General features: G+C 64.6%; 11 protein-coding genes. 7 read left to right on the top strand and 4 right to left on the bottom strand.

Features of this window, described 5'->3' with window-relative positions:
• Position 1 precedes the first annotated feature (1 nt).
• From GQ674_RS19645 to rpmH, 4 genes are all read right to left on the bottom strand, one after another.
• Complete coding sequence (locus GQ674_RS19645) at positions 2-2,677, bottom strand: polysaccharide deacetylase family protein (RefSeq protein WP_159498587.1); 2,676 nt, start codon at positions 2,675-2,677, stop codon at positions 2-4.
• 106 nt (positions 2,678-2,783) lie between these two features.
• On the bottom strand, positions 2,784-4,484 hold the full coding sequence (gene yidC, locus GQ674_RS19650; RefSeq protein WP_159498589.1) for a membrane protein insertase YidC: 1,701 nt from the start codon (positions 4,482-4,484) through the stop codon (positions 2,784-2,786).
• Positions 4,484-4,975 (bottom strand): ribonuclease P protein component, encoded by a 492-nt coding sequence (gene rnpA, locus GQ674_RS19655; protein ID WP_081797298.1) that lies wholly within the window; start codon positions 4,973-4,975, stop codon positions 4,484-4,486. The genes yidC and rnpA overlap by 1 nt, the downstream gene beginning before the upstream one ends.
• 5 nt (positions 4,976-4,980) lie before the next feature.
• On the bottom strand, positions 4,981-5,121 hold the full coding sequence (gene rpmH, locus GQ674_RS19660; RefSeq protein WP_006404565.1) for a 50S ribosomal protein L34: 141 nt from the start codon (positions 5,119-5,121) through the stop codon (positions 4,981-4,983).
• Positions 5,122-5,374: 253 nt separating this feature from the next.
• Here rpmH and dnaA point away from each other — a divergent pair, with 253 nt between their 5' ends.
• The 7 genes from dnaA (at position 5,375) to GQ674_RS19695 (ending at position 15,771) form a co-directional block, all read left to right on the top strand.
• Positions 5,375-6,709, top strand: a complete 1,335-nt coding sequence (dnaA, locus tag GQ674_RS19665; RefSeq protein ID WP_159498591.1) for a chromosomal replication initiator protein DnaA — start codon at positions 5,375-5,377, stop codon at positions 6,707-6,709.
• Between the two features lie 276 nt (positions 6,710-6,985).
• Positions 6,986-8,086: a DNA polymerase III subunit beta gene (gene dnaN, locus GQ674_RS19670; RefSeq protein ID WP_019184048.1), complete on the top strand. Its 1,101-nt coding sequence runs from the start codon at positions 6,986-6,988 to the stop codon at positions 8,084-8,086.
• Positions 8,087-8,965: 879 nt separating this feature from the next.
• Positions 8,966-10,063 (top strand): DNA replication/repair protein RecF, encoded by a 1,098-nt coding sequence (gene recF / locus GQ674_RS19675; protein WP_159498593.1) that lies wholly within the window; start codon positions 8,966-8,968, stop codon positions 10,061-10,063.
• 109 nt (positions 10,064-10,172) lie between these two features.
• The gene (gene gyrB, locus GQ674_RS19680) at positions 10,173-12,632 is read left to right on the top strand and encodes a DNA topoisomerase (ATP-hydrolyzing) subunit B (protein ID WP_159498595.1); all 2,460 of its coding nucleotides are present in this window, start codon (positions 10,173-10,175) and stop codon (positions 12,630-12,632) included.
• Between the two features lie 73 nt (positions 12,633-12,705).
• The gene (locus GQ674_RS19685) at positions 12,706-13,560 is read left to right on the top strand and encodes a CPBP family intramembrane glutamic endopeptidase (protein WP_159498597.1); all 855 of its coding nucleotides are present in this window, start codon (positions 12,706-12,708) and stop codon (positions 13,558-13,560) included.
• A 72-nt stretch (positions 13,561-13,632) separates the two neighbouring features.
• Positions 13,633-14,439: a M48 family metallopeptidase gene (locus GQ674_RS19690; protein ID WP_159498599.1), complete on the top strand. Its 807-nt coding sequence runs from the start codon at positions 13,633-13,635 to the stop codon at positions 14,437-14,439.
• Between the two features lie 132 nt (positions 14,440-14,571).
• Complete coding sequence (locus tag GQ674_RS19695) at positions 14,572-15,771, top strand: tetratricopeptide repeat protein (protein WP_128095250.1); 1,200 nt, start codon at positions 14,572-14,574, stop codon at positions 15,769-15,771.
• Positions 15,772-15,855 lie beyond the last annotated feature (84 nt).

A 15,855-nucleotide genomic window follows, 5' to 3' on the forward strand; every position in this document is an offset into this window, starting at 1 on the left:
CTCAGAGCTTCTCCAGCTGGGCACGGGCCTGCGCCGCGTTGCTGCCCTGCGGTTGCAGGGCCAGGTAGGTGCGGTAGGCCTGTTTGGCCCGGGCCGTGTCGCCGCCATGGAAGTAGGCGTCCCCCAGGTTGAAGTGGGCCACCGCCCGCGAGGGATCGATCTTCAAGGTGTTCTCCAGCCAGCGGGCTGCTTCGGCATAGCGCTGCTGCCGGTAGTAGACGAAGCCCAGGTTGTTGGCGGCCTGGGCGAAGTCCGGACGCAGCTTCAGGGCCTCGGTGAACTGGGCCACCGCCTCGTCGTAGCGCTTCTCGCGGTACAGCTGCAGGCCGCGGTCGTTGGCCTGCTGCGCGCGCTGACGGTCGGAGGTGGGCGCGGCGGCCGGCACCACCAGCGTGCTCTTGCCGCCCTGCAGGTCGGCCACGGTCACCGGCGCTTCGTCCTTGCCCTTGGCGTCCTGCGCCGCATCGACCTTGTTGTTCAGCGCAATGGCGTCGGCCGACAACTGGCGCGTATCGGCGGTGAGGTACTCCTGGCTGTCGGGCACCTGGAACACGAACTCGCCGCCCTGCGACCCCGGCAGGCTGCCGAAGGCGGGCGTCTGCTGCGACACCGCCGACACGGCCGGGGCCACGTACGCGGCCAGCTCGGTACCGGTGATCAGTCCGTCGCCATTGAGGTCGCCCTTGCCGGCCAATGCCTGCAGCAGCACCCAGGTGAACACCGAATGGCCGTTCGGCCCGGCATCGGCCACCTGCTGGTCGGCCCCACCGGCAGTGAGCATCTGGCGCGCGCTGCGGCGGGCATTCTCGCGCAGGAAGGCAGACGACGAAGGCCCGCCGCGGGTCAGGCCGAGACCGCTGTAGCAGGCATCCATCACGAACATCACATGCTTGGCCTGCATGCTCTCGGCGATGTTCTGGATGTCGGTCATCGCGATGGCATCGGTGGCGAACTCGTCCGGGTTGGAATCCACCGGGATGATGTAGCCAAGGTCGCGGCCCGAGGCCAGGCGGCGGGTGGCACCATGACCGGCGAAGAACACGAACACCCGGTCATCGCGCCCGGTGCGGTCGTCGGCCAGGCGGTCGTGGAAGGCGGCCAGGATGTTGTTGCGGGTGGCCTGCTGGTTCTTCAGCACGATCACCTGCGACGACGGGAAGCCGAACTGGCCGGTCAGGGTGTCGGCGATGGCCTGTGCATCGTGGCTGGCGTACTCCAGCTTTGGCCACTTGGCGTAGTCGTCGATGCCGATCACGATCGCCCAGGACTTCTGGTAACCGGTGGTGACGGTGGGCGCGCTGCCGGCCCCCTTGCGCGGGCGTGCCACGCTGAAGTCGCGGCCGTTCCAGCCGGCGAACTGGTAGCCATCGGCGATCAGCCGGTCCAGGATCTGCGGCAGCGCCTTGACCGCGCGGTCATGGATGTCGTGGAACAGGATGATGCCGCGCTGTTCCTTCTGCACCTGGTCGACCACGCGCTGCACGATCGACTCCGGCACCGGATCGGCCCAGTCCATCGAATCGATGTTCCACATGATCGACTTCAGGCCGGCCTCATTGAGCAGCTGCAGGCCTTCGGCGTTGCGCGCCCCATAGGGGAAGCGGAACAGCGGGGCGCGCTTGTCATCCACGTCCTTGAGCAGCGTGTCGGTGGACAACACCTGTTCGCGCAGTGCATCGCCGGTGGTACGTGACAGCTGCGCGTGGGTCAGGCTGTGGTTGCCCACCGCGTATCCCTGTTCCATCAGGTTGCGGCTGATGCCGGCCAGCGGGCCCAGCGTGACCTTGCCATCGGCCTTCACTTCACCAAGGTTGCGGCCTACTTCGAAGAACACGCCGGGCACGTCGTAGCGCTGCAGGATGGCCACCACTTCGTCGGTGTAGGCCTTGTGCGGGCCATCGTCGAAGGTGAGCACCACGGTCTTGGGCGGCAGGTCGCGGCCGAAGATCTCGCGGTCGCTGTCCTTCATCGACATCGGGTACGGCTCGATCACGCCGTAGTCGCGCAGGATGTCGTCGCGGCGGTACTGCGCGTGCAGGTGGGCGATGTAGCCGTCCCACTTCTCGCGCTTGAGCGCGATTGCCCGGGTGCGGTCGAAGCGGCTGAAAATACGGGTGATTTCCTGGTTGTAGTTGCGCTCGATCTCATCCAGCGCCTCCAGGTCCTCGCCGATCCGCTGGTGCAGTTTCACCGCCAGAAGCGACGAATCCTTGCCCACGCGCTCGTGCAGGTCACGCAGCACTTCGCGGAAGGCGAGGCGATCGGCATCGAACAGCTCCGGCGCCGATTCGATGTAGTCCAGCACCGTGCCCAGCGAGGCGAAGCGTTGCGGGCTGGAGCTGCGCAGCAGCGTGTCGAACTGTGTGGCGATCGCGGCGCGCTGCGCCAGGCCGTCGTGGAACAGCTGTTGGCCGATGCGGCTGGAGGTGGCGCGATCGGCCGGCGACTGTTGCGCCTCGTCGGCCAGCAGCACGACGATGCGGCGGTGGCCGTCGAGCTGCTTCTGCAGCGCGGCCAGCAGTGGCGCTGCGGCCGGGTCTGCCGCAGCGGCGGCCTGCGCGCTGGGCTGGGTCATCGCGCCGCTGTCGGCCGCCTCCTTGTCGCCACAGCCGGCCAACGCCAGGGTGAGCAGCAGCAGGGGCACGGGCAGGCGGAGCAGCGACGACGCAGGGGGCATGGGGTGGCTCGGGCAAACGGGGCAACGGTGGCGGCGATTGTATCGCCGCCAAAGAAAAACCCGCCGGATGGCGGGTTTTCCAGGGGCAACCGACCAAGGGTCGGTGTTATTTCTTCTTGATCGGCGCGGTGGTGGCGGGCACCGGATCGCTGCCGTGGCGCTTGGTCATCCACCACTGCTGCAGCAGGCCCAGGCCACCGTTGACCACCCAGTACAGCACCAGGCCGGACGGCATGAAGGCCATCATGACGCCGAACACCAGCGGCATCATCTGCATCATCTTGGCCTGCATCGGGTCCATGCCCGGCGCCGGGGTCAGCTTCTGCGTGGCCCACATCACCGCCACGTTGATCACCGGCAGGATGAAGTACGGGTCGCGTGCGGTCAGATCCTGGATCCAGCCCAGCCACGGCGCCTGGCGCAGTTCCACCGACTCCACCAGCACCCAGTACAGGGCGAAGAAGATCGGCATCTGGATCAGGATCGGCAGGCAGCCGCCCATCGGGTTGATCTTTTCCTTCTTGTACAGCTCCATCATCGCGGTCTGGAACTTCTGGCGGTCATCGCCATAGCGTTCCTTGAGCTGCGCGATGCGCGGCTGGAAGCGACGCATCTTGGCGCCGCTCTTGTACTGCACCGCCGACAGCGGATACAGCACCAGCTTCAGCAGCACCACCAGGCCGACGATGGCCCAGCCCCAGTTGTTGACCACCTTGTGGACCTGGTTCAACACCCAGAACAGGCCCTGGCCGATGATCGCCATCAGCGAGAAGCGGCTGTAGTCGACCACGCGGTCCAGGCCCTTCACGTCTTCCTTGGCGATCAGGTTGACCAGCTTCGGGCCCACCCACAGGCGCGCTTCGGTGCTGGCCTGCTGGCCGGCGGCAACGGTGAAGGCCGGGCCGGTGGCCTGGATCTGGTCGCGGCCGTCATGCTGGGACAGCACGTAGTTGGCGGCCTGGTCCGGCTGCGGGATCCACGCGGTGAAGAAGTGGTGCTGCAGCATCGCCAGCCAGCCGCCGGTGATGGTGCGGTTGAGGTTGCCGTCGTCCAGGTAATCCTTGAACGCGCGACGCTCATAGCCGTCCTGCGGGCTGAACCAGGTCGCGCCGTTGAAGCTGAACGAGTCTGGGTTGGTCATGCTGCGCGACAGGATGGTCGGGGTGCGGTCCAGCGTGCGGTACACGTAGCCGTTCCACGGCGCGGTGCTGCCGTTGACCACTTCGTCCTTCACCTTGATCGCGTACTCGTTGCGGCCCAGGGTGTAGGTGCGGCGGATGGTCACGCCGTTCGGACCGTTCCACACGAACGGGATCTGCAGTTCCTTCTGGCCCTTGCCCAGCACGAACGCATGGTTGTCGCCGACGAGCTTGAAGCCGTTGGCTTCCGGCACCGGCATGCTCTTGTCCTGACTGGTCCAGCCGCTCACCGCGCGATACGGGTGGGTGCTCTCTTCGGTCAGCAGGCGTACCGGCGGGCTGCCGTCAGCCTTGGTCTGCGGGAACTGCAGCAGCTCGGCGTCCAGCACCGTGCCACCGTCCAGCACCAGGCGCAGGACGTCGGTGGTGACGGTCACGCGGGCGGCGCCGGCCTGGGCCTGGGCGGCCGGCTGGTTGGCCGGTGCGCTGCCCGGGGCCTGCGGCACCGTCGCACCCGGGACCGACCCGGCGGCACCCGGCACGGTCGCCTGGGTCTGGGCTGCCACGGTCGGGGTGGCCGGCGCGGCCTTGTCGCGGCCCCACTCCATCCACAGCAACACGGCCACCATCAGCCAGGCAAAAATCAGGAAAACGCGGGTCTGGTTCATCAGCGGGCAGGCTCGACGGGGCCGGCAGGTGAGGCCGGCTCGGACTGGGAAAGGGGTGCAACGCCCAGGGGCGGCGGCATTGTGCCGTCCGCGCCCGGCATGGGCAATGCGCCAAGGCGGCGCAGCAGGCGTTCAAAGGCCTGACGGATGTCTGCATTGCTGGCGGTACGGGCGGCGCTACGGGCAACGACGACAAAATCGCCGGCACTCATCCACGGCCGTAGGTGGCGTGTGGCATCGCGCAGCACACGCTTCACTCGGTTGCGACCCACGGCTCGGGGATCGACTTTGCGCGACACGGCGAGACCCAGCCTGGCTGGCGTATCGCTCTTCAGCCAGTGCAGGGTCATCAGCGGATCGGACACACGGCGGGCGCCGTTGAAGACCGTTGTATATTCGGCACGCGTACGAACCCGCGCAGAGCGAGGAAATCGCTTGCGCGGGTCGGAACTGCTCACAGTCAGGATTGCGTCTGCCGCAGGAAGCGGCATTGCAATCAAGCGCTCAGGACTTTACGGCCCTTGGCGCGGCGACGCGACAGGATCTTGCGGCCGTCAGCGGTCTTCATACGGGCACGGAAGCCATGGTCGCGCTTACGCTTGAGGTTGCTGGGTTGGAAAGTGCGCTTGGTGGCCATGCGGGCCTCTATATGAAGGGGACGGAAAGAACCGGAAATTCTATAGACCCGACCAAGGTGCCGTCAAGTGTCTGGCACTACGGGATTTCATCGGGCTGTGCAATAGCTGTGGATCATTTTGTGAATAACTTTGGGACAACCATTCCCGCCCCCCCTCGTCGGTGGTAGTCTGCGCCATCCATTCTTCCCTCCTTCCGGCCTGCGGTGCGGCGGTTTCCTACGCCTGTACGCTGGCCCCAGACGATTATTGCCGATGGATGCCTGGTCCCGTTGTCTCGAACGCCTCGAAGCGGAGTTCCCGCCCGAGGATGTTCACACCTGGTTGAAGCCACTGCAGGCCGATCTGCGCGTGGACAGCCTGGTGCTTTATGCGCCAAACGCCTTCATTGTCGACCAGGTGCGCGAGCTGTACCTGCCGCGCATCAAGGAACTGCTGGCGCACTTCGCCGGTTTCGGCGACGTTTTTCTTGAAATCGGCTCGCGTCCGCGGGCCGTAGAGGCGCAGATTGCGCTCAATCCGGGCGTCAGCGCCCCGGCCGTGGCGGCCGAACCGCTGGTGCCGTTCGCCGGCAACCTGGATTCGCACTACACCTTCGCCAACTTCGTGGAGGGCCGCAGCAACCAGCTGGGCCTGGCCGCGGCGTTCCAGGCGGCGCAGAAACCGGGTGACCGGGCGCACAACCCGCTGCTGCTGTACGGCGGCACCGGCCTGGGCAAGACCCACCTGATGTTCGCGGCCGGCAATGCGATGCGCCAGGCCAACCCGGCTGCCAAGGTCCTGTACCTGCGCTCGGAACAGTTCTTCAGCGCGATGATCCGGGCGTTGCAGGAAAAAACCATGGATCAGTTCAAGCGCCAGTTCCAGCAGGTGGACGCGCTGCTGATCGATGACATCCAGTTCTTCGCGGGCAAGGACCGTACCCAGGAAGAGTTCTTCCATACGTTCAATGCCCTGTTCGACGGCAAGCAGCAGATCATCCTGACCTGCGACCGGTACCCGCGCGAAGTCGAGGGCCTGGAAGCTCGGCTCAAGTCGCGCTTGGCCTGGGGCCTGTCGGTGGCCATCGAACCGCCGGACTTCGAGACCCGCGCCGCGATCGTGCTGGCCAAGGCACGTGAGCGTGGCACCGAGATTCCCGACGATGTGGCGTTTCTGATTGCCAAGAAGATGCGCTCCAATGTCCGCGACCTCGAGGGTGCGCTGAATACCCTGGCCGCACGCGCCAACTTCACCGGCCGTGCGATCACCACTGATTTTGCGCAGGAAACCCTGCGCGACCTGCTGCGCGCCCAGCAGCAGGCGATCAGCATTCCCAACATCCAGAAAACCGTGGCCGACTACTACGGGCTGCAGATCAAGGATCTGCTGTCCAAGCGTCGGACCCGGTCGCTGGCCCGTCCGCGCCAGGTAGCCATGGCGCTGACCAAGGAACTGACCGAGCACAGCCTGCCGGAAATCGGCGATGCCTTTGCCGGCCGGGACCACACCACGGTGCTGCATGCCTGCCGTCAGATCCGGACGTTGATGGAAGCCGACGGCAAGTTGCGGGAAGACTGGGACAAGCTGATCCGGAAGTTGAGCGAATGATGCATGCACGCCGCACAGGCGTCATCGCATAAAACGGTGCAGAATCCGGTAGCAAGCAGGGGACAGGGTGTGGATAAGAAATCGGGTAAATTTCCCGGAGGATTTATCCACAGGTTCGCCCTCCCCCCGAGGGTTAGTAGTGCAGAGGGTTTCAATGCCTGAAACCTCTTTGTTTACAAAGACTTAGCTGTGTTTTCCAGCGATTCTGTTCCTACCATCACCACCAAGCTTTTGATTTATTCCATATTTTTTTAAAGCATAGGGGCACGGAACCACATGCGTTTCACACTGCAGCGCGAAGCCTTTCTCAAGCCGTTGGCACAAGTCGTCAACGTGGTCGAACGCCGCCAGACCTTGCCGGTTCTGGCAAATTTCCTGGTCCAGGTGCAGAACGGGCAGCTTTCGCTGACCGGTACGGACCTGGAAGTGGAAATGGTGTCGCGGATCGCGGTGGAAGATGCCCAGGACGGCGAGACCACCATCCCCGCCCGCAAGCTGTTCGAGATCATCCGCGCCCTGCCCGATGGCAGCCGGATCACCGTCTCGCAGACCGGTGACAAGATCACCGTGCAGGCCGGCCGCAGCCGCTTCACCCTGGCAACCCTGCCGGCCAACGACTTCCCGTCGGTTGACGAAGTGGAAGCCACCGAGCGTGTCGCCATCGGCGAAGCCACCCTGAAGGAACTGATCGAACGCACCGCGTTCGCGATGGCCCAGCAGGACGTGCGCTACTACCTCAACGGCCTGCTGTTCGATCTGCGCGGCGATGCCCTGCGCACCGTCGCAACCGACGGCCACCGCTTGGCGCTGTGCGAGACCGAGCTGGAAAAGGCCAGCGGCGCCAAGCGTCAGATCATCGTGCCGCGCAAGGGCGTGACCGAACTGCAGCGTCTGCTGGAAAGCGGCGATCGTGAGATCGAGCTGGAAGTCGGTCGCAGCCACGTGCGGGTCAAGCGCGACGATGTCACTTTCACGTCGAAGCTGATCGATGGCCGCTTCCCGGATTACGAGGCAGTGATCCCGATCGGTGCCGACCGTGAAGTGAAGGTCGACCGCGAAGCACTTCGGGCCTCGCTGCAGCGCGCTGCGATTCTGTCCAACGAGAAATACCGCGGCATCCGCGTGGAAGTCTCGCCGGGCAACCTGAAGATCAGTGCGCACAACCCCGAGCAGGAAGAAGCCCAGGAAGAGATTGAGGCCGACACCACGGTCAGCGATCTGGCTATCGGCTTCAACGTGAACTACCTGCTGGACGCCTTGTCCGCACTGCGCGATGAGCACGTGGTGATCCAGCTGCGTGATTCGAACTCCTCTGCCCTGGTTCGTGAGGCCAGCAGCGAGAAGTCGCGTCATGTGGTGATGCCGCTGCGTCTCTGACCTGACGCGTGGTTCCACGTGGAACCGATGCGTTGAAGAAGCCCGGTCTAGTGCCGGGCTTTTTTTTGTTCCACGTGGAGCATTGCGGTTTCGACGTAACGCGCAGCGGTTTGGATCCTGGTAGGCGGCCGCCGTGGAAGCATTGATCAACGACTCGCGACAGGGTTGTTCGCATCAGGTTTCGACGTAGGCAGATCCGACGGATTGCGCACCCGGTTCCCCCACTCCCAAGCCCTGCTTTCGCGTTCCATGCCGACGGCTCGTTTGGGTGCCCGGATCACTGCTCTATGCTTTAAAAACTGTATATAAATCTAAAGCTAGGTGGTGTTGGTAGGGCCAGATTTGGTTGAAAAGTACCTTATCTATTTGAAATTCAAAGGAATATTAGGTCTGAAACCCCCTACATAAGGCCCCCTGAGGCTGGGGGTGATCCTGTGGATATCTTTCAAGGCGGGTTTTTAGTCTGTTTTTATCCACAGTCCGTACATGGGTTGTGCATAAGTCATACAGAGCCCCTGTGGACAGCGAAATGCAGCCGCACGGTATTTCGCCAGATCTGAATACGCATGCCGGGTCCAGTGCAGCAGATTTCAGAGAATTCACCCACATGAGAAATCGGAGCACGCAGTGGGCGGACAAAAACGCATCAATTTTCTTGAAATCTGCAGGCCTGCCGCCCTGCCCGGCCGTCAGATTTCAAGAAATTCACGGTGCTGCGCGGGCAGGTGGCTGGCGTGGTCGCGCCCTGGCCGGTGGACGGGAGTGGATCCGGCCGCAGGAAGCGCGTTCACCCCGCGGCCCACGTGAAACACACCCGATGCAGTAAGCTGATCGATTACCCCTACCCGACTGCCGCCCTGTGCGGCCGTGATCGACTGCATGCACATCCGCCGCTTGTCCCTGCACCAGGTTCGCCGCTTTGAACGCGTGGAACTGGCCCCCGAGCCGGGCATCAACCTGATCACCGGTGACAACGGTGCCGGCAAGACCAGCGTGCTGGAGGCCCTGCATGTCATGGCGTATGGGCGCAGTTTCCGCGGCCGCGTTCGCGACGGTCTGGTGCGCGAAGGTCAGGATGCGCTGGAAGTGTTCGTGGAATGGGACGAATGCCGTGAAGGCGCGCCAAGTTCCACGCGGCGCAAGGCCGGGCTGCGGCACAGCGGGCAGGAATGGAAAGGCCGGCTGGATGGCGAAGACGTGGCGCAGCTGGGAAACCTGTGCGCAGCGTTGGCGGTTGTGACCTTCGAGCCCGGCAGCCATGCCTTGGTCAGCGGCGGTGGCGAACCGCGCCGTCGCTTCCTCGATTGGGGGTTGTTCCACGTGGAACCAGACTTTCTTGCACTGTGGCGGCGCTACTCGCGGGCGCTGAAGCAGCGCAATGCACTGCTGAAGCAAGGGGGCAACGCCCATGCGCTGGATGCGTGGGACCACGAGCTGGCCGAAGCTGGCGAACCGCTGACCACGCGTCGCCAGCACTACCTGGAGCGGCTGCAGGACCGAGCCATCGCGTTGGCCCAGGTGCTGGCGCCCAATCTGGGGGTACAGTCGATGTCGCTGAGTCCGGGCTGGCGCAAACAGGAGGTGTCCTTGTCGGATGCCCTGTTGCTGGCGCGGGAACGCGACCGCATGGCGGGCTACACCTCCGTCGGCCCGCACCGGGCGGACTGGAGCGTGGGCTTCGCCAGCATTCCGGGCCGCGACGCCCTGTCACGCGGGCAGGCCAAGCTCACCGCATTGACCTGCTTGTTGGCACAGGCCGAGGACTACGCCGAGCAGCGCGGCGAATGGCCGGTGATCGCGCTGGACGATCTGTCCTCCGAGCTGGATCGCAACCACCAGGCCCGGGTGCTGGACCGGCTGAAGTCCGGGCCCGCGCAGATATTCATCACCGCCACCGAGACCCCGGCGGCGCTGCACGACGCCACCGACATCACCCGGTTCCACGTGGAACATGGACAGGTCCAGCCTGTGCCATAGTGGTCGGGAGGGCGCATGCGCCCGGCTGGTATAATTGCTGTTGCAACCCCTTACCCACGGTGCCCCGCGTCAAGCGGCGGCCCGACCTGCGGAGCCTACGGCAAGCGCAATGACTGAAGAACAGAACACCCCGGCAAACAGCGGCAACTACGACGCCAACAGCATCACCGCCCTGGAAGGGCTGGAAGCTGTCCGCAAGCGTCCTGGTATGTACATCGGCGACGTCCATGACGGCACCGGTCTGCACCACATGGTGTTCGAGGTCGTCGACAACTCCATCGATGAAGCCTTGGCCGGCCACGCCGACCACGTGTCTGTGATGATTCACGCCGATGGCTCGGTCTCCGTCTCCGACAACGGTCGCGGCATCCCGACCGGCAAGCACGAGCAGATGAGCAAGAAGCTCGACCGCGACGTGTCTGCCGCCGAAGTGGTCATGACGGTGCTGCACGCCGGCGGCAAGTTCGACGACAACAGCTACAAGGTCTCCGGCGGCCTGCACGGCGTGGGCGTCAGCGTGGTCAACGCGCTGTCGCAGAAGTTGGTCCTGGACATATACCAGGGCGGCTTCCACTACCAGCAGGAATATGCCGACGGTGCAGCACTGCATCCGTTGAAGCAGGTGGCGGCGAGCACCAAGCGCGGCACCACCCTGCGCTTCTGGCCGTCGCTGAAGGCGTTCCACGACAACGTGGAATTCCACTACGACATCCTGGCCCGTCGCCTGCGTGAGCTGTCTTTCCTCAATTCCGGCGTCAAGATCGTGCTGGCGGACGAGCGCGGCGATGGCCGCCGCGACGACTTCCATTACGAAGGCGGCATCCGCAGCTTCGTGGAGCATCTGGCGCAGTTGAAGACGCCGCTGCACCCGAACGTGATCTCGGTAACCGGCGAGTCCAACGGCATCACCGTGGACGTGGCGCTGCAGTGGACCGATTCCTACCAGGAAACGATGTACTGCTTCACCAACAACATTCCGCAGAAGGACGGTGGTACCCATCTCGCCGGCTTCCGCGGTGCGCTGACCCGCGTGCTCAACAACTACATCGAGCAGAACGGCATCGCCAAGCAGGCCAAGATCAACCTGACCGGCGATGACATGCGCGAAGGCATGATCGCCGTGCTGTCGGTCAAGGTGCCGGACCCGAGCTTCTCCAGCCAGACCAAGGAAAAGCTGGTCAGCTCGGACGTGCGCCCGGCGGTGGAAAGTGCCTTCGGCCAGCGCCTGGAAGAATTCCTGCAGGAAAACCCGAACGAAGCCAAGGCGATCGCCGGCAAGATCGTCGACGCTGCGCGTGCCCGTGAAGCGGCCCGCAAGGCGCGCGATCTGACCCGCCGCAAGGGCGCGCTGGATATCGCCGGCCTGCCCGGCAAGCTGGCCGACTGCCAGGAAAAAGATCCGGCGCTGTCCGAACTGTTCATCGTCGAGGGTGACTCGGCAGGTGGCTCGGCCAAGCAGGGGCGCAACCGCAAGAACCAGGCGGTACTGCCGTTGCGCGGCAAGATCCTCAACGTGGAACGTGCCCGCTTCGATCGCATGCTGGCATCGGACCAGGTCGGTACGCTGATCACCGCGCTGGGCACCGGTATTGGTCGGGACGAATACAACCCGGACAAGCTGCGCTACCACCGCATCATCATCATGACCGACGCCGACGTCGACGGCGCGCACATCCGTACGCTGCTGTTGACCTTCTTCTACCGGCAGATGCCGGAGCTGATCGAGCGCGGCCACATCTACATCGGCCTGCCGCCGCTGTACAAGATCAAGCAGGGCAAGCAGGAGCTGTACCTGAAGGACGACCCGGCGCTGGATGCCTACCTGGCCAGCAGCGCGGTGGAAAACGCCTCGCTGATTCCGGCCGATGGCGAACCGGGCATCGAAGGTGTGGCCCTGGAAAAACTGCTGCTGTCCTACGCCTCGGCGCAGGAAGCCATCAGCCGCAACGCCCACCGGTACGACCGCCAGGTCCTTGAGGCCCTGATCGATTTCACCCCGATGGACCTGGAACACCTGCGCAAGGCCGGTGCCGATGAAGGCCTGGCCGCGCTGGCGACGCGTCTCAACCGCAGCAGCCTCGGCTCGCCGCGCTTCAGCCTGGAACTGCAGGAACCCACCGAGGAGCGTCCGGCCGCGCTGCTGGTCACGCGTCGCCACATGGGCGAAGCGTTGATCCAGGTGCTGCCGTTGTCGGCCTTCGAAACCGGTGAACTGCGTGCCCTGCACCAGTCCTCGCTGCTGCTGCACGGCCTGGTCCGCGCCGGTGCGAAGATCAGCCGCGGCGCCAAGTCGGCCGAGATCGAGAGCTTTGCACAGGCACGCGAGTGGCTGCTCGAGGAAGGCAAGAAGGGCCGCCAGATCCAGCGCTTCAAGGGCCTGGGTGAAATGAATCCGGAACAGCTGTGGGATACCACGGTCAACCCGGACACCCGCCGCCTGCTGCAGGTGCGGATCGAAGACGCCGTTGCGGCCGACCAGATCTTCAGCACCTTGATGGGCGATGTGGTGGAGCCCCGCCGTGACTTCATCGAAGACAATGCGTTGAAGGTCGCCAACCTGGATATCTGACACAATCGGGGCACGGCCGGCCGCCTGCGCACTGCAGGCGGGCCGGCCAACGTCTTCTGCTGCCAGGAATCCGATGTCTGCTACCGCACCGGCGTCCACCGCCACGCCCCCGTTGCCCCCTGCCTCGCCGTCGGCCTCCGGCGGCAAGCGCGGTTCCCCTGTTGCCGGCTTCTTCATCGACCTGGGCATCGCCGTGGTCGCGCTGTTCGGGCTCAGCCTGATCAGTGGACTGGCCTGGGGCCTGTATCGCGGTGCCGTCGTAGGTGCACAGGCGGCACGCGATGGCAGCACGCTCGATCCCGGCGCGTTGTCCCAGCAACTGGGCCAGCCCGGCGCCCTGGCGCAGATCCTGATGGCGTTGATCGCCACCGGCGGCGCCGCACTTCTGCTGTATTTCCTGCGACGTCGGGCCGACGCCGCCGAACGGCAGGCCTCGATGCAGGCCGCACGCCGTCCCTCCACCTGGGGTTGGACCCTGCTGGTGGCTACCGCTGTGGTGATCGGCAGCAACCTGATCGCCTATCTCGCCAGGCAGGCCGGCATCGAGCCGGTCCCCACCAACCTTGCCTTGATGGAACAGGCGCTCAGCCGTTTTCCGTGGTTCCTGGCCGTGTTCGCCGTCGTGCTCGCCCCCGCCTACGAAGAGCTGCTGTTCCGCCGCGTGCTGTTCGGGCGCTTGTGGAAAGCCGGGCGGATCTGGCTCGGCGTGCTGCTGAGCAGCTTGGCCTTCGCGCTGGTGCATGAAATTCCCGGCACCAGTGCCAACGGCCCGCTGGAAATCGCGCAGCTCTGGCTGGTGTACGGCGGCATGGGCGCCGCCTTTGCGTGGCTGTACCAGCGCACCGGTACCCTGTGGGCGCCGATCGTGGCGCACGGCCTGAACAACGCCATCGCCCTGGCCGCGCTGGTGTTTTTGGGCCTTCACTGATCCACCGCTTCGCTTGACGAAACTTTACGCCGCGCAGTTCCACACTGGGCACATGAACACGGGGGAGCTTCGATGAAACCAGTGCTGTTCGGGGTCGCGTTGGCGCTGCTGGTCAGCGCATGTGCCACCACCACTTCACCCACCGGCCGCCGGCAGATGGTGGGGGGCGTGTCGCAGGCCGAGCTGGACCAGCTCGGCGCGCAGGCATTCAACGAGACCAAGCAGAAGGAAAAGGTCAGCACCGACGGTCGGCAGAATGGCTACGTGCAGTGCGTGGTCAATGCACTGGTCGCGCAGCTGCCGCCACAGTACCGGGGCGTACGGTGGGAAACCGCCGTCTTCGTGGACGCCGAACCCAATGCATTCGCCCTGCCCGGCGGCAAGGTCGGCGTGAACACCGGCATCTTCACCGTGGCCAAGAACCAGGACCAGCTCGCGGCCGTGATCGGCCACGAGATCGGCCATGTCATCTCGCGACACCACGAAGAGCGCCTGACGCGCCAGATGGGCGCACAGACCGGCCTGGCCGTGCTTGGCGCGCTGGCCGGTGCCGCCTATGGCGATGGCGCGGCCGGCACGGTCAACCAGCTGGGCGGCATGACCGCGCAGACGGCCTTCCTGCTGCCGGGGTCCCGTACCCAGGAAAGCGAGGCCGACGTGGTGGGCCAGCGGCTGATGGCCGAGGCCGGCTTCGATCCGGGCCAGGCGGTCAACCTGTGGCAGAACATGATGGCCGCCAGCGGCGGGCGATCCCCGCAATGGTTGTCCACCCACCCCGATCCGGCCAACCGCATCCGCGAACTGCAGCGTGACGCGCCGGCCCTGAGTGGGGTATACCAACAGGCCCAGGCCGCAGGTCGCAGGCCGAAGTGCGGCTGATGCGACCAAAAGATGCTGTATTGCAGCATCGGAAACGATTTCTCACGCCATGAGTTTCTGATACGTTTGGCGGCTCAGATTTTTCTGACAGTCCGTTTTGATGCCGCTGCGGCGGTTCGATCGAGGTGAAAGATGATTTTCAGCAACTCAAAGCACGCCGTCCTTTCCGTCCTCATCGCGACCGCCATCGGTGGCGTCATGGTCACCGATGCGTTTGCCCAGTCGCGTTCGGCTGAGCGCAACAACGAGCGCCGCGGTGGCAAGAACAAGGCCACCAAGGCCGAGCCGCTGTATCCGCAGGCGACCCGCGTGGAGCCGGATGGCAAGTCCTCGGCCAAGCTTGGCACCAAGCTGCAGAAGCTGATTGACACCTACAACGACCAGAAGTTCCCCGAGACCCGCACGCTGGCCGATGAAATCCTGGCCAACAGCGCCGCCAACGACTATGACAAGTCCCTGGCCGCGCAGCTGGCCTCGCAAGCGGCCTACCAGACCGAAGACAACGTCGCGGCCAAGAAGTACCTGCAGCAGGTGCTGCAGTTCAACGGCCTGGACAACAACGGCCACTACCAGTCGCTGCTGATGCTGGCCCAGCTCCAGCTGCAGGACGACGAGACCGTTGCCGGCCTGGCCACCCTGGACAAGTACTTCGCCGAAACCAAGTCGACCAAGCCTGAAGAGCTGGTGATCAAGGGCCAGGCCCTGTACCAGACCCAGCGTTACGCCGAGGCCATCCCGGTGCTGCAGCAGGCCATCGCCGGCGCCACCGAGCCGAAGGACAGCTGGAACCAGCTGCTGATGGCGGCCATGGCCGAAGCCGGCCAGACCGGTGAAGCGGTCAAGCAGGCCGAAGCCATCGTCGCCCGCAACCCGAACGACAAGAAAGCCCAGCTGAACCTGGCCAGCATGTACATGCAGGCCGATCAGATGGACAAGGCCGCCGCGGTGATGGACAAGCTGCGTGCAGCCGGCCAGCTCACCGAAGAGCGCGAGTACAAGCAGCTGTACTCGATCTACGCCAATACCGAGAACAAGGAAAAGGACGTCATCGCGGTCATCAACGAGGGGTTGCAGAAGGGCATCCTGAAGCCGGATTACCAGGTTTACCTGGCCCTGGCCCAGTCCTACTACTATTCCGACGAGGTGCCGAAGGCGATCGAAGCGTGGCAGAAGGCCGCTCCGCTCTCCAAGGACGGTGAAACCTACTTGAATCTGGCACGCGTTTTGCATGCCGAAGGTCGCATCCCCGAAGCCAAGCAGGCTGCCCAGCAGGCCTTGGCCAAGGGTGTGAAGAATCAGGCCGATGCCAAGAAAATCATCAACCTGAAGTAAGTAGGAATAACGCCTGAACGCCTGCCACAGTGATGCGCAGGCGCTCAGGATTGGTATAAGCTTGGAGGTTCCTGCGGTGTCATG

This window comes from Stenotrophomonas sp. 364, assembly GCF_009832905.1.
In the GTDB taxonomy this organism is placed as follows: domain Bacteria; phylum Pseudomonadota; class Gammaproteobacteria; order Xanthomonadales; family Xanthomonadaceae; genus Stenotrophomonas; species Stenotrophomonas maltophilia_AP.